13 protein-coding genes are annotated in these 13,925 nt (G+C 73.4%); 7 read left to right on the top strand and 6 right to left on the bottom strand.

The window, feature by feature from the left end; translation table 11 throughout:
* Window positions 1-18 precede the first annotated feature (18 nt).
* Entirely contained in the window at window positions 19-837 is an 819-nt protein-coding gene (locus tag FGF04_RS10290; protein WP_149510974.1) for an ABC transporter ATP-binding protein, read from the top strand.
* An 80-nt stretch (window positions 838-917) separates the two neighbouring features.
* Here the strand turns inward: FGF04_RS10290 and FGF04_RS10285 are convergent, their stop codons facing one another.
* Window positions 918-1,595: an MmyB family transcriptional regulator gene (locus FGF04_RS10285; RefSeq protein ID WP_149510973.1), complete on the bottom strand. Its 678-nt coding sequence runs from the start codon at window positions 1,593-1,595 to the stop codon at window positions 918-920.
* A gap of 276 nt (window positions 1,596-1,871) precedes the next feature.
* Here FGF04_RS10285 and FGF04_RS10280 point away from each other — a divergent pair, with 276 nt between their 5' ends.
* The 4 genes from FGF04_RS10280 (at window position 1,872) to FGF04_RS10265 (ending at window position 4,761) form a co-directional block, all read left to right on the top strand.
* Window positions 1,872-2,531, top strand: a complete 660-nt coding sequence (locus FGF04_RS10280) for a helix-turn-helix domain-containing protein (protein WP_149510972.1) — start codon at window positions 1,872-1,874, stop codon at window positions 2,529-2,531.
* A 32-nt stretch (window positions 2,532-2,563) separates the two neighbouring features.
* Window positions 2,564-3,094 carry a toxin-antitoxin system, toxin component gene (locus FGF04_RS10275; RefSeq protein WP_149510971.1) on the top strand — a complete coding sequence of 177 codons (531 nt, stop codon included), beginning with the start codon at window positions 2,564-2,566 and terminating at the stop codon, window positions 3,092-3,094.
* 15 nt (window positions 3,095-3,109) lie between these two features.
* The gene (locus tag FGF04_RS10270) at window positions 3,110-4,300 is read left to right on the top strand and encodes an MAB_1171c family putative transporter (RefSeq protein WP_149510970.1); all 1,191 of its coding nucleotides are present in this window, start codon (window positions 3,110-3,112) and stop codon (window positions 4,298-4,300) included.
* A gap of 233 nt (window positions 4,301-4,533) precedes the next feature.
* On the top strand, window positions 4,534-4,761 hold the full coding sequence (locus FGF04_RS10265) for a hypothetical protein (RefSeq protein WP_149510969.1): 228 nt from the start codon (window positions 4,534-4,536) through the stop codon (window positions 4,759-4,761).
* 36 nt (window positions 4,762-4,797) lie between these two features.
* On the opposite strand, the gene FGF04_RS10260 is transcribed toward FGF04_RS10265, so the two are convergent.
* Window positions 4,798-5,496 carry a 4'-phosphopantetheinyl transferase family protein gene (locus FGF04_RS10260; protein WP_149510968.1) on the bottom strand — a complete coding sequence of 233 codons (699 nt, stop codon included), beginning with the start codon at window positions 5,494-5,496 and terminating at the stop codon, window positions 4,798-4,800.
* Window positions 5,444-6,349: a metallophosphoesterase family protein gene (locus FGF04_RS10255; RefSeq protein WP_149510967.1), complete on the bottom strand. Its 906-nt coding sequence runs from the start codon at window positions 6,347-6,349 to the stop codon at window positions 5,444-5,446. The genes FGF04_RS10260 and FGF04_RS10255 overlap by 53 nt, the downstream gene beginning before the upstream one ends.
* 338 nt (window positions 6,350-6,687) lie before the next feature.
* Between FGF04_RS10255 and FGF04_RS10250 the strand changes: the two genes are divergently transcribed.
* A complete protein-coding gene (locus tag FGF04_RS10250) occupies window positions 6,688-7,743 on the top strand; it encodes an ATP-grasp domain-containing protein (RefSeq protein WP_149510966.1) in 1,056 nt (351 codons plus the stop codon).
* A gap of 10 nt (window positions 7,744-7,753) precedes the next feature.
* Here FGF04_RS10250 and FGF04_RS10245 read toward each other — a convergent pair whose 3' ends face one another.
* The 3 genes from FGF04_RS10245 to FGF04_RS10235 form a co-directional block, all read right to left on the bottom strand.
* A complete protein-coding gene (locus FGF04_RS10245) occupies window positions 7,754-10,858 on the bottom strand; it encodes an alpha-mannosidase (protein WP_149510965.1) in 3,105 nt (1,034 codons plus the stop codon).
* 43 nt (window positions 10,859-10,901) lie between these two features.
* Window positions 10,902-12,239, bottom strand: a complete 1,338-nt coding sequence (locus tag FGF04_RS10240; protein ID WP_149510964.1) for a 6-phospho-beta-glucosidase — start codon at window positions 12,237-12,239, stop codon at window positions 10,902-10,904.
* Between the two features lie 73 nt (window positions 12,240-12,312).
* On the bottom strand, window positions 12,313-13,062 hold the full coding sequence (locus tag FGF04_RS10235) for a DeoR/GlpR family DNA-binding transcription regulator (RefSeq protein WP_149510963.1): 750 nt from the start codon (window positions 13,060-13,062) through the stop codon (window positions 12,313-12,315).
* Window positions 13,063-13,210: 148 nt separating this feature from the next.
* Here FGF04_RS10235 and FGF04_RS10230 point away from each other — a divergent pair.
* On the top strand, window positions 13,211-13,925 hold a 715-nt coding region (locus FGF04_RS10230), incomplete at its 3' end, for a PfkB family carbohydrate kinase (protein ID WP_149511002.1).

Here is a 13,925-nt window from a genome sequence, read left to right as displayed (position 1 = left end):
CCCGCGAAAGGGCGGTCCATGCTCGACGTACGCGGACTGAAGAAGGTCTACGAGGGTGCAGGCCGGCGGGTGGAGGCGGTGCGCGACCTGACCTTCACCGTGGACGCCGGTGAACTGGTCTGCCTGGTCGGGCCGTCGGGCTGCGGCAAGACGACCCTGCTGAAGTGCGTGGGCGGGCTGCTCACACCCACGGCGGGCGAGGTGCTGGTGGGGGGCCGCCGGGTGACCGGGCCGCCGCCGGACATGGCCGTCGTCTTCCAGGAGTACGGGCGCAGCCTGTTCCCCTGGATGCGGGTGCGCGAGAACGTCGAACTACCGCTCAAGCAGAAGAAGTTGCGTGGCCCGATGCGGCGCGGGCTGGTCGCGGACGCGCTGGAGTCCGTCGGGCTGGCCGACGCGGCGGGCGCGTACCCGTGGCAGCTGTCCGGCGGCATGCAGCAGCGGGTGGCGATCGCCCGCGCCCTGGCGTACGAGCCCGAGGTGCTGCTCATGGACGAGCCGTTCGCGGCGGTCGACGCCCAGACCCGGGCCGACCTGGAGGACCTGGTGCGGGGGCTGTGGCGGCAGCGGGGCATCACGATCCTGTTCGTGACGCACGACATCGACGAGGCCGTCTACCTGGGCGAGCGGGTGCTGGTCCTGTCCTCCTCGCCGACCGTCGTGCGGGAGCAGCTGAAGGTCGACCTGCCCGCCGAACGGGACCAGTTGCACACCCGGGTGGCACCGCGCTTCGCCGAACTGCGCACCCATGTGTACGAGCAGATCCAGGCGGCCAAACGCGGGACACCGGCCGACCGCCCGGTGGAGGACCTCAAGGACACGCCTCCCCCGAAGTGAGGACGCCCGCGGCGGGGACGCCGGTACCGGAGGTGCCCGTGGCGGGGGCACGTGTCACCGCCCGCGGCCGGTGGGGGCGGCTACGCCTCGGTCGCGGGCACCACGCTGAGGTGGCCCGCCGCGCGGCGCCCGCGGCCCGGCCGGCCCGTGCGGCGCGTCGCCGGCGCCGGGCGGCGGGCCTCGCGCAGGACCAGCGTCAGCCGGGTGTACCCCATGTCGTGCAGGGTCTTGGGGGTCTCGCCGACGATCCGGCAGGTGCTCCCCCACCGCGGGTCGGGGTGCACCAGCGGGCGCACCGCGCCGTCGTGCTCGACGGCCTCCTGGCCGACCGAGCGGATCCAGTGCGGCAGGCCGTGCCGGTAGGCGGCGTCCATGATCGGGTCCTGGGCGATGTCCCGCAGGATCGACTGGAGCCCGTGGTCGTGGCCGTGCTGCTCCACGGCGGCGGCGAAGTTCGCGAGCATCGGCAGGCACCAGCTCGACTCGTGCTCGGCGAGGACGGTGCCCGCGTCCGGGTGGAAGAGCACGAACCGCAGGAAGTTGTCGCCGGGCATGGCGGTGGGGTGCGGGCCGACCCCGCGGAAAAGTGTCTCGAACGCGCCGTTGGCGAGGACGACGTCCCAGCGGTGGTCGACGACGAGGGAAGGGAAGGGAACGGCGTCCAGAAGCGCCGCGTAGTCCTGGAGGTACGCCTGGGCCTCAAGACTCTGGGGGACCTGCCGCAGTTGCGGCCGGGGTCCTCCTGCCTGGTATGCCATCGGGAGGTCCACCCCTCTTGCCTATGCGGCCTTCACGCGGCGTCGTGATCCTGCTACCCCGGTCGGAGCGGTGTCAACTATCGTGGCATTCGGCGCCTGTTGACGGCTGAATCCCGCCACAGTTGTGGCGACACCTGGATGTGCGTTCGACCAAGGGCTACTCTCCGGTCTTCGGGCAGTTCACGCAGCGCTCCACGGATCCCCACAGGGACTTCACGTCCGAGGGATGCGGTTCCCCCACAGCGGCCGGTCGATCAAGACGTAGGAGAACTGTCGGTGACGGATGGCTTCGAGGTTCCGGACGCCGCGGCGACGGGTCTGCTGCCGGCCGTCGTGGCCCGGGTCGCCGGTCTCGCGGACCGGCTCGGCGCACCGCACAGCGAGGTGTTCGACGTCCGCAGGCTGTCCGTCGCCTCGGGCGTCCCCGAGGTCGTGGTCCGCTCCCTGCTGAACGGGCGGGCCGCGGGCGAGCCCGACCTCCAGGCCCGTTTCCTGCAGCGCCTGGACCTGTTGCGCCGTACCCGGCTGAAGCCCAACGGGCGCCGGTACACCCAGCAGGAGATCGCCGACGGCGCGGGCATGTCGCGCCAGCAGGCGGGCGCGCTCATCAACGGCGACCGGCGCCCGACGATGGAGCACTGCGACGCCATCCAGCGCTTCTTCCGGGTGCACGCCGGCTTCCTGACCGCCGAGGACCCCGAGGCGCTGGCGGGCGCCCTGCAGCGCACCGAGCAGGACCTGCTCCAGCGGCTCGCCGACCGGGAGCGCGGGGCGGACCCGGCGGCCGGGCCCGACCAGCTGGAGCGGCTGCTGCAGGACCACGGGGTGCGCGGCATCGCCTGGCGGGCCGCGCAGCTGCCCACCGACCAGCACCGGGACAAGGTCGCCGAGTGGCTGGACATGCTCCTGGAGAGCGTCAAGCGGCCAGAGTCGTGATCCGGGGGACTGCGGTGGGCATCGCACGGCGCATGCGCCGTCTGTGCGGCGAGCTGGTCGACGAACTCTCGCTGCCGGCACCGGCGGAGCCGCGGGAGCTGTACGGGGCGCTGTGCGCGGCCATGAGCAGGCGCCGCGGCCGCCCGGTCCGGTTCCGCACGGCCCCCTTCCCGCCCGGCACCGCCAGCGGGCTCTGGCTCGACATGGCGGAGCAGGACCTGGTCGTCATCGAGGAGCGCACCGCGCCCGACCACCAGCTGGTGATCCTCGGCCACGAGCTGTGGCACATGAGCGCGGGCCACCGCGGCCACCACGTGGACGGCGCGGAGGTCGCCGCCCGGCTGCTGTCGGACGGCGCCGACCTGCGGGCGGCCGTCCTGAAGGTGGCGGCGCGCACCCGGTTCGACCTGACCGACGAGAAGGAGGCCGAGAGCTTCGGCCTGCTGCTGGCGAGCCGGTGCCGGGGGTGGCTGGCCGGTCCGGCGCCGCGCGGGCCGGTGCCGGGCGAGGGGCTCGCGGGCCGGATCGAGGCGTCCCTGGGCTACCGCGGCCCGCAGGGCTGACGGCGGCGGCGCACCGTGGACGGGACCAGTTACTACCTGCCCGCCGTCGCCACGGCGGCCGTGCTGGCCGTCAAGGGCCCCTCGCTGCTGCGCTCGTGGCGCGATCCGCTGCTGCGGTCGGTGTGCTGGGTGCTGGCGCTGACGGGGCTGGTGTTCTTCTTCGCGGCGCCGCCGACCATCGCCGAGGTGAACGACGTCGTCGGCGTCGCGAACGTCTCCGCGCCGCTCGTCTACTGCCTGCTGAGCGCGTTCAGCGCGGCCTGCCTGGTGCTGATCGTCAACTGGCGCGGCGGGCCGCCGGAGCTGACCCGGCGCACGTCGTGGCGCTGGATCACCGGGTACGGCGTCGTCGTGGTGGCGCTGATCGTGCTGTTCGCGCTCGGCGACGCCCCGGTCGAGCGGCTGCGGGACTTCGACACCTACTACGCCGACGAGCCGTTCGTCCGCGAGATGATCGTGCTCTACCTCGGCGCGCTGGCCGTGGCGGGCGTCGCGATGAACGTGATGTGCGGCCGCTGGGCGCTGCAGGTCCACGGCCGGCTGCGGGCCGGGCTGCTGGTCATCGTGGCGGGCTACGTGTGCAACATCGCCTATCTGAGCGCCAAGACCACCGCGGTGGTCGCGCGCTGGAACGGCGGGAACCTCGACTACCTCAGCTCCGACGTGGCCCCGGTGCTCGCCTCGGCCGGCGCGCAGATCAGCGCGGTCGGCTTCTGCCTCCCGCTGGCCTGCCAGCGGGTCCAGGACACCTGGACGGGGTGGGCGACGTACCACCGGCTGGGCCCGCTCTGGCGCGAGCTGCGGCCGGTGCGGCCGTACGCGGGCCGCGCGGTGCGGATGTCCTGGTGGTCGCCGGCCGGGCTGCGGGTCACGCAGCGCGCGTCGGACATCCACGACGGGCTGCTGAGCCTGTCCCCCTACTTCGACGCCGCGCTGCGGGCCCGGGCCTACGAGGCGGCGCTGGCGGCGGGCTCGGACCCCGCGCAGGCCCTCGCCGAGGCCGACGCGGCGATGGTCGCGGCGGCCGTGCGGGCGCGGGCCGCCGACCCCCAGGGCCGGGTCGTCGACCGCGCGGAGCCGGCCGCGGCCGGGGGCCCGCGTGACCTGGTGCGGATGTCCCGCGCGCTGCGCCGCTCGCCCGTCGTCGCGGTCGCCCGGGGCCTGCGTACGCCCGGCCCGCGGGACTTCCCGGAGCGGGCCCGCTAGGGAGCGGGCCCGCCGGGAGCCGGCCGGGGTGTCGTTCCGGCGGGTGTTCCCCTCTTGAACAGGGGTTTCCCCGGTTCCCGCGTTCGGCCGGCCGGGTGAACGAACCTCGCGCAAGGGGCATTGTCAGTGGTGGACGGCAAGCTGGACCCAGCGCCACCGCCGTGCGGCGGCGTGGCGACCGCAGAAGAAGCGACCGAAGAGCCGTAGCCGAGCCGAACCGGGAGGGCCGTCCGATGCCGACCGCCGTACTGACCGATCACGAACGCACCGCCGTGCAGGCCTATCTGCGCCTGCTGCAGACCGTACGAGCCGCGATGGACGCGCCGGCGGGCCCGGGCCGGCCGGCCGTCGTGCCGCCCGCCGCCCTCGCGGAGGCGGAGCAGGCACTGGCCGCGGCGGGACTGGAGGGCAACGAGGAGGCGTTCTTCCGGCTGCTGCACACCTGGTGCCCGGAGGCGTGATGGGACCCCGCCACCCCCGGGCCGCGCTCGGTGCCCTCAGTGCGGCACGGCCACCGAGGTCGCCACGAGTCCCCGGGCCACCGTCCACCGCCCCTCGAAGCGGTCGATGCGACGGCCGCCCACCACCGGACCGGGCACGAGGAGTCCGGCGCGCAGGCCGCCGGACGTGGTCCGTCCGGGATCCGTGAAGACCTCGATGTCCGCCTCGGCGAAGTCGAGCCACTTCCCGGTCAGGGGGAACCACGCCTTGTAGACCGACTCCTTGGCGCTGAACAGCAGCCGGTCCCAGTGGACCCCGGGCCGCTCCCCGGCGAGGTCGCGCAGCCGCCGCGCCTCGCCGGGCAGCGCCACCGCCGGCAGTACGTCGTCGGGCAGCGGCCGGTGCGGTTCCGCGTCGATGCCGAGCGAGGCCAGGTCGGTACCGCGCGCCAGGGCGGCGGCCGCGTAGCCGTCGCAGTGCGTCATGCTGCCGATCAGTCCCTCGGGCCACTGCGGGGCTCCCCGCTCCCCGGGCAGGACGGCCTGCGGGGGCACGCCGAGCTTCTCCATGGCACGCCGCGCGCAGCCGCGCACCACGGCGAACTCCCGGCGGCGCTTCTCGACCGCGCGCGAGACCAGCGCCGCCTCCTCGGGGTACAGCTCGGGGTACGGCGTCGCGCCGTGCGCACCCCCCGGGTGGTCGTCAGCGTGTGCCTCCACGGCCACGACCGACTCCGGGAGCAGCTCCTCGATCACCGGGTCCGACCTCCATCGGCAGAATGCGGCGCAGCTCACCCGGCGGTTCCGGGCGCTTGCGCCACTCACGGGGGTAGCCCACCGACACCTCTTCGAAGCGGACGCCGTCGCGCCAGGTGGTGCGGGGAATGTGCAGGTGGCCGTAGACCATGGCGGCCACGCGGTAGGTGCGGTGCCAGTCAGCGGTGAGGGTCGTGCCGCACCACATGGCGAACTCCGGGTACCAGAGGATCTCCGTGGGGTGGCGGTGCAGCGGGTAGTGGTTGACCAGGACCGTGGGCAGCCCGTCGGGGATCGCGTCGAGCCGGCGCGCGGTCGCGGCCACCCGCGCCCGGCACCAGGCCTCCCGGCTGGGGTACGGGTCGGGGTGCAGCACGTGCTCGTCCGTGCAGACGATGCCGGTCCCGTGGGCGTACGCGAGCCCCTCCTCCTTGGTGGTGCAGCCGGCGGGCAGGTACGAGTAGTCGTAGCCGAGGAAGAGCGGGGCCACGACGGCCGGCCCGCCGGGACCCTCCCACACGGGGTACGGGTCCTCCGGGGTGAGCACGCCCAGCTCCCGGCAGACCTCGACGAGGTGCTCGTAGCGGGCGACCCCGCGCAGGGTGACGGTGTCCTTGGGGTGGGTCCACAGCTCGTGGTTGCCCGGCGCCCAGACCACCGTGCGGAAGCGGCTCGCGAGGGTCCCCAGCGCCCAGCGGATGTCCGCCACCGTCTCGGCGACGTCGCCGGCCACCAGGAGCCAGTCGTCGTCGTTCCCGGGGCGCATCTCCTCGACGAGGGCGCGGTTCTCCGCGTATCCGATGTGCAGGTCGCTGATCGCCAGCAGCCGGCCCTGACGGTCAGCCGTCGTCACGCTCGCCCCCTCGCCGGTCCGACAGGCCTCGCGGCCGCCCGAATACGACCACAAGAACACACGCGCGCTCCCCGGTACAAGGCCCACCGCCGCTGGACCGGGGACCGTGCGGGGCGGCACCGGCGCGCCCTCAGCGGACCACCGGAGCGGTCGCCGCGGGCCCGTCCGGCCGATCCGTAACACGCCCGTAGCAGCACCATCGCCCGGGAAGCCTTATGATCGGCCTTACACAACCGCCACGATCCCCGTTTTCGAACGGCGGTTTTGTGTACCCACTCACCCTCTTGGCCGGGCACGGCCTGCTTCGCCCTGCCCGTGAACCCTGAAAGGCGGCTTGCATGGTCTCTCGCGTACGCGTCTGGCTCAATCGCACGTATGCGGAGAACGTGTTCTTCATGGATCAGCTGCGGCGAAATCCGTGTGGTCGCGCGGTCGAGATCCACGCGACCCACGGTGATCCCGACTCCCCGATCCTGGCCGCGGCGGACACCGCCGCGATGGAGCCCGCGGGACTGTCCCCGGCGGCCTACGTCGAGTACGCGCTCGACCAGTGCGCCCGGCACGCGATCGACGTGTTCGTGCCCGTCCTGCACCAGACGGTCCTGGCGGAGCACCGTGAGGACTTCGCCGCGGTCGGCACCGCCCTGCTCGCGCCGCCCGCCGACGCCGTGCGCATCTTCCAGGACAAGGTCGACGCGTACGAGGCGGTCAGGGAGCTCGGCGTGCCGGTGCCCCCGTACCGGCGGGTGCGTACCGCGGACGAGCTGGTCGCGGCGGTCGACGAGCTGGAGGCCGCGGGCCACAAGGCGTGCTTCAAACCGGCCTCGGGAGCGGGCGGCGTCGGTTTCCGCATCATCACGCGCTCTCCCTTCTCGCTCATGCACCTGAGCGGTTTCCCCAGCCCGTACATGCCGCTGGACCTGGTCCTGCAGGCGCTGCGGGGGGCCGACGAGCCCGTGGACTGGCTGGTCATGCCCCTGCTGGGCGAGCCGGAGGTGTCCGTGGACTGCCTCACCGGCCCGGACGGACGGGTCCGGATGGCCGTGGGCCGCACCAAGAACGGGCGGCGGCGCGGCTTCACGCTCGACCCGCGGTGGATCGAGCCGGCGCGGGCTCTCGCGGAGGGCTTCGGGCTGCACCACCTGACGAACATCCAGTTCCGGATGCTCGGCGACGAGCCGGTCCTGATGGACGTCAACACGCGTCCGGCGGGCGGGCTGCACCAGCTCTCGCAGTGCGGGATCAACGCCCCGTGGGCCGCCGTGCGCCTCGCGCTCGGCGAGGAGCCCGGCGATCTCGTCCCGCCGTTCCTCGGCCAGGACTACGCGGTGGTCTCCGGCCCGCGCGCGGTGCGTCCACTGTCCACGCCGCTGCACACGGACCTGGACCTCTAGCGTTCATCGCCTAGCGCTCGCCCACGGCCAGCCGCAGCGTCTGGATCTCGAAGGGGCGCAGCGTGACGGGAACGCCGTCCCCGTCCGTCCCGGCCGCCGCGAGCGGTCGCTCCAGGAGGTCGGTGAGCTGCGCGCCGGCCAGCGGGAAGCCGGTGCGCAGGATGCCCTGCGCACGGCCGCCGCGCGACTCGTAGATCCGTACGACCACGTCGCCCGAGCCGTCGTCGGCGAGCTTGACCGCCTCGACGGTCACGCCCTCGCCGTCCACGGAGACGACCGGTCCGGGCGCGCCCGCCGCGTCGGCCACCCGCAGCGGCAGGTTGAGCGCGTACCCCTCGGCGACCGCGTCCTCGATGCTCGCGCCCGGCAGCAGCGCGTAGGTGAAGCGGTGCCTGCCCTGGTCGGCCCCCGGGTCGGGGATGCGCGGGGCGCGGACCAGGCTGAGCCGGACCGTGGTCGTCGTGCCGCCGTCCTCGCGGACCGTGCGGGAGACGTCGTGGCCGTACGTGGAGTCGTTGATCACCGCCACGCCGTAGCCGGGTTCGCCGAGGTGGACCCAGCGGTGGCCGGAGACCTCGAAGCGGGCCGACTCCCAGCTGGTGTTGGTGTGCGTGGGCCGCTGGATGTGGCCGAAGGCGATCTCGGCGGACGAGTGGGCCGCCCTGATGTCCACCGGGAAGCCCGCCTTGAGGAACTTCTCGGCCTCGTGCCAGTCGATGTCCGTCTCGAAGTCGATGCGGGGGCTGCCGGCGCGCAGGCTGATGGTCTGGGTGAGGTGCGAGCCGTTGCCGAAGGAGCGCTCGACGCGGATCGCGCCGAGCAGCGGGTCCTGTTCGACCACGGTCACGGAATCGGCGTCGAGCAGGTCCGTGTAGCGGTTCCTGTAGTGCTTGTCGACGTCCCAGGCGTCCCAGTAGTTCGGCAGGTCCGTGTGCAGCCGGAGCAGGTTGCCCTTCTCCGCCAGCACCTCCCGGCCGCCGGCGCGCAGGTCGCGCACCGAGGCCAGGGTGCCGTCCGCGGCGACCTCGACGCGGACCAGGCCGTTGTCGAGGACGCGGCCGGTGACCGTCACCGGGGCGGGATCCTCGTCCGTACCGGAGCCGGTGCCAGAGCCGGTGCCAGTGCCAGTGCCGGAGCCGGAGCCGCTGCCGAGGGGCGCGCTGCCGTTCGCCGGGACCACGGTGCGGGTCAGGGCGCCGTCGGCGGTGCGGACGACCTCACGGCGCTCCACGGGGCTGGTGTTGAAGACGCGGGGGCCGCCCGTGCCGAGCGCGGCGACCGCCTCGGCGGTCAGCGCCTCGACCTCCTGCGCGACGCGCGCGTACTCGGCCTCCGCCTCGCGGTGCACCCAGGCGATGGAGGAGCCCGGCAGGATGTCGTGGAACTGGTGCAGCAGGACCGTCTTCCACAGGCGGTCCAGCTTCTCCTGCGGGTAGGTGTAGCCGGGCGCGTGCAGCGCGGCCGTGGTGGCCCACAACTCGGCCTCGCGCAGGCGGTGTTCGCTGCGGCGGTTGCCCTGCTTGGTGCGGGCCTGCGAGGTGTAGGTGGCGCGGTGCAGCTCCAGGTAGAGCTCGCCGACCCAGACCGGGGCGTCGGGGTACTCCGCGCGGGCCTTGGCGAAGAAGTCGTCGGGGTGCTCGACGACGACCTTCGGCGAGCCCTCCAGGTCCGCGAGCCGGCGGGCCCGTTCCATGATCTCGCGGGTGGGGCCGCCCCCGCCGTCGCCGTGGCCGAAGGGGGCCAGCGAGCGCGTACCGACGCCCTTCTCGCGGTAGTTGCGCGAGGCGAGGGCCATCTCCTCGCCGTAGAAGCTGGCGTTGTAGGTGTCGACCGGCGGGAAGTGCGTGAAGATCCGCGTGCCGTCGATGCCCTCCCACCAGAAGGTGTGGTGCGGGAACTTGTTGGTCTGGTTCCAGGAGATCTTCTGGGTGAGGAACCACTCGTTGCCGGCCAGCTTGGCGAGCTGCGGGTAGGACGCGGTGTAGCCGAAGGAGTCCGGCAGCCACACGCCCTTGGTCTCGACGCCGAAGTGCTCCAGGAAGAACCGCTTGCCGTGGACGAACTGGCGGGCGACGGCCTCGCCGCCGGGCAGGTTGCCGTCGGCCTCCACCCACATGCCGCCGACCGGCGCCCACTGGCCCTTCTTGACCGACTCCTGGATGCGGGCCCAGACCTTCGGGTAGTTGTCGCGCACCCACTCGTACTGCTGGGCCTGCGAGCAGGCGAAGACGAACTCCTCGTACTCGTCGGCGAGCGCGGTGGCGTTGGAGAAGGTGCGGGACGTCTTGCGCTTGGTCTCGCGGATCGGCCAGAGCCAGGCGGAGTCGATGTGCGCGTGGCCGACGCCGGAGACGGTGTGGGCGCTGGCGTGGGCGGGCCTGGCCAGCGCGGGCTTCAGCACGGCCCGCACGTCCGCCGCCGAGCCGGACACGTCGTCGAGGTCGAGCAGGTCCATGGCGCGGTCCAGGGTGTGCGCGATCTCGTGCCGGCGGGGGTCGTGCTCGCCCAGCTCCACCATCAGTTCGCGCAGTACCTGGAGGTCCAGGTCGAGGTGCCAGACCTCCTCGTCGAGGATGGCCAGGTCGGCCCGGCGGAAGGTGTAGAGCGGCTTGTCGCCCGCGGTGCGCACGTCCCCCATCGGCGTGGGCCGGGAGAAGTCGTCGGCGAGGATGTCCGGGTTGGAGGCCGCCTCGACCAGGTAGTCGACCTGCTCGCCGCCGCTCGCGGGGCGGGCGATCGGCACGTACTGGTTGAGCGGGTTGACCGCCTTCAGCGGGGTGCCGTCCGCGAGGTGGACGAGGGCCTCGGCCTGGTTGCCGGGCCAGTCGCCGACGAAGCCGAGGTCGATGACGGCCTCGACGCGCCGGCCCGCCCACTCCGCGGGCACCTGCCCGCGCATCCGGAACCAGGTGGTGCCCCAGGGCGGGCCCCACGGGGTGTCCATCGCGAAGGGCTCGTACGGGGCGGCCGCGGCCTCCTCGAAGGGGACGGGCTCCCCCGGCGCCTGCCAGGCCGTCACCTCGAAGGGCACGGCGGCGGCGTAGAGGGCTGCCTTGACGCGCTGTTCGTGGAGACGCTGGACACGCTCCTCGATGCGCCGGCGTTCGTCGTGCATGGATGACTCCAGGTGGGGTGCGGGGCGGGCGGTCCGACGGGGCTTACTTGAGGTACGCCAGGCCCGGGTGGACCGCGGTGTAGCCGTCGACCAGGTTCCGGGCGACGTTCACGGAGTCGACCAGCGGGTGCAGGGCGAACGCCTTGACGGCCGTGGTGCGCGAGCCGGACTCCGCGGCGGCGAGCACCTCGCGCTCCACCGCCTTCACCGCGCACACCAGGCCGGTGGCGTGGCCGGGCAGGGGGGCGACCGCGACCGGGTGGGCGCCGTTGGCGTCGACCAGGCAGGGCACCTCGATGACGGCGTCCGCGTCGAGCGCCGAGAGGGTGCCCCGGTTGCGGACGTTGAGGATGAGCGTGGTGCGCTCGTCGCGGGCGATGGCCCGCATCAGGGCGAGCGCCACCTTCTCGTAGCCGCCGGACAGGTCGTCGGCGTCGCGCTCGCCGGCGCCGGCCGTCTCCCGGTTCTCGGACATGTACGTGGCCTCGCGCTCGGCGCGCGTGCGGTCCCAGGCGGTGAGGGCCGCGGTGCCGGGGCGGCCCGCCTCCTCGTAGAACCGCGCCTGCTGGTCGCGCAGGAAGGCGCCGCGGGTCTGCTCCGCCCGGCTGTAGGCGCGCACGGTCTCGCGGTTGAAGTAGTAGTAGTGCAGGTACTCGTTGGGGATCGCGCCGAGCGAGCGCAGCCAGTCGGTGCCGAAGAGCTTGCCCTCCTCGAAGGAGCCGAGGAGGTCGGTGTCGGCCAGCAGGCGCGGGAGTTCGTCGCGGCCGGCGACGCGCAGGCCGCGGACCCAGCCGAGGTGGTTGAGGCCGACGTAGTCGATCCAGGCCTCGCGGGGGTCCGCGCCGAGCACCCGGGCGATGCGGCGGCCGAGGCCGACCGGTGAGTCGCAGATGCCGATGACGCGGTCGCCGAGGTGGCGGGACATGGCCTCGGTGACCAGTCCGGCGGGGTTGGTGAAGTTGATGAGCCAGGCGTCGGGGGCGAGGCGGGCCACCCGTTCGGCGATGTCGACGGCGACGGGCACCGTGCGCAGGCCGTAGGCGATGCCTCCGGCGCCGACCGTCTCCTGGCCGAGGACGCCCTGGTCGAGGGCGACCCGCTCGTCGGCGGCCCGGCCTTCGAGGCCGCCGACCCGGATCGCGGAGAAGACGAAGTCGGCGCCGCGCAGCGCCTCGTCCAGGTCGGTGGTGGCGCTCACGGCGGGGGCGTCCGGGACGTCCGCCGCCTGCTCGGCGAGGACGCGGGCGACCGCGGAGAGCCGTCCCGCGTCCAGGTCGTGCAGGACGACCTCGGTGACGCGGCCCTCGCCGCGGTCGCCGAGGAGCGCCCCGTACACGAGCGGCACGCGGAATCCCCCGCCGCCCAGAATCGTCAGCTTCATGCCACTGCCCTTTCGCCGTTCCTCGGGGTCCCGGTACCGGTCCCTGCCGCCGAGTGCTCGCGCACACCGCCGGTCATGCGAGCACCACGCGCACGCCCGCCTCCTCCAGGGCGGCCCGCGTGCCGGCGTCCGCCGGTCCGTTGGTCACCACCACGTCCAGTTCCTCGGGCCCGCAGACCTTCGCCATCCCCGTCCCCGGGAACTTGGCGCGGTCGGCGAGCAGGACGACCCGGTCGGCCGCCGCGATCATGGCGCGCTTGACCGGGACCTCGATGACGGTCGTGTCCATCACCTGGCCGCCCGGCCGTACTCCACTGGTTCCCAGGAACAGCCAGTCCGCATGCAGCTGGCGCAGGTTGTCCTCGGTGAGGAAGCCGACCAGCGAGCGGTACTCGCGGCGGACCATGCCCCCGAGCAGCACGAGTTCGACGGCCTCGTCGTCCACCAGCTCCTCGTACACGACGAGGTTGCTGGTGATCACGGTGATGCGGCGGCCGTGCAGCTGCCGGGCCAGCCGGTAGGCGGTGGTGCCGATGTCGAGCAGCACGGACTGGCCGTCCTCGACCAGCGCCGCGGCCCGCTGCGCTATGGCGTCCTTCTCGGCCACGCGCACCTCGGCGACCTCGGCGAAGGGCTGGTCGCCCTCCTCGGCCACCGCCCCGCCGTGCACCCGGGTGAGCAGGCCCTCCTCCTCCAGCTTGAGCAGGTCGCGCCGGACGGTGGCGGGGCTCACGCCGAGCTGCTCCGAGAGGTCGGTCACGGCCGCGGGGCCACCGGAGCGCAGGGCCCGCAGGATGAGTTGATGTCGTCGCTCTGCCAGCACGCGCTGAACAGTACTCGTCATTCCCAATCATTTCTATGCTCCGATCTGCTCGACTCTTGCCAAATCGGCCAGATACGCGCACGATCCTGTCCACCGAAACACGATCCCGTGCACCGAAAGTGAAGAGTTTTGACGAGAGGATGCGCTCGTGGGTGACGAACGGCCCGACGCGCGGCCCGATGTGCTGCTGACCGGGCTGCTCTTCTACGACCTCGTCCTGACCGGTCTGGACAGGCCGCCGACCCCCGGCGAGGAGATCTGGACGGGCGGGATGGGCGCCGGTCCGGGCGGCATCGCGAACCTGGCGGTGGCCGCCGCCCGCTACGGCCTGAGCACCTCCCTGGCCACGGTGTTCGGCGACGACTACTACGGCGCGTACTGCCGTACGGTCCTCGCGGAGCAGGAGCACGTCGACCTCTCGCTCTCGCGCACCGCGGACGGCTGGCACACCCCGGTCACCGTCTCGATCGCGTACGGCCCGGACCGGGCCCTGGTGACCCACGGCCAGGAGCCGCCGTACTCGCAGGACGCGCTGATGGGCGACCCGCCCGCCGCGCGCACGGCCCTGGTGCACCTGGAGGCCGAGCCCCGCGCCTGGCTCGCCAAGGCGGCCGCGAACGGCACGCGGATCTACGCGGACGTCGGCTGGGACCCCAGCGAGCAGTGGTCCCCCGGCCTCCTCGACCAGCTCGCCCTGTGCCACGCCTTCCTGCCGAACGAGGCCGAGGCGATGGCGTACACCCGCACCGACAGCGCGAGCGGCGCGCTGCGCCGGCTCGCCGACCTGGTGCCGGTGGCCGTGGTGACCCGCGGCGGCGACGGCGCGATCGCCGTCGACCAGAGCACGGGCGAGTACGCGGAGG

Origin of the sequence: Streptomyces apricus (assembly GCF_008369065.1) — a bacterium.
Taxonomy (GTDB): Bacteria; Actinomycetota; Actinomycetes; order Streptomycetales; family Streptomycetaceae; genus Streptomyces; species Streptomyces apricus.
This window is presented reverse-complemented; position numbering and strand designations above follow the sequence as displayed.

Bases quoted from the DNA above. Each gene is read 5' to 3' on its own strand.
- FGF04_RS10290 (WP_149510974.1), top strand. From the start codon at position 19: ATGCTCGACGTACGCGGACTGAAGAAGGTCTACGAGGGTGCAGGCCGG.
- FGF04_RS10285 (WP_149510973.1), bottom strand. From the start codon at position 1,595: ATGGCATACCAGGCAGGAGGACCCCGGCCGCAACTGCGGCAGGTCCCC.
- FGF04_RS10275 (WP_149510971.1), top strand. From the start codon at position 2,564: ATGCGCCGTCTGTGCGGCGAGCTGGTCGACGAACTCTCGCTGCCGGCA.
- FGF04_RS10265 (WP_149510969.1), top strand. From the start codon at position 4,534: ATGCCGACCGCCGTACTGACCGATCACGAACGCACCGCCGTGCAGGCC.
- FGF04_RS10250 (WP_149510966.1), top strand. From the start codon at position 6,688: ATGGTCTCTCGCGTACGCGTCTGGCTCAATCGCACGTATGCGGAGAAC.
- FGF04_RS10245 (WP_149510965.1), bottom strand. From the start codon at position 10,858: ATGCACGACGAACGCCGGCGCATCGAGGAGCGTGTCCAGCGTCTCCAC.
- FGF04_RS10240 (WP_149510964.1), bottom strand. From the start codon at position 12,239: ATGAAGCTGACGATTCTGGGCGGCGGGGGATTCCGCGTGCCGCTCGTG.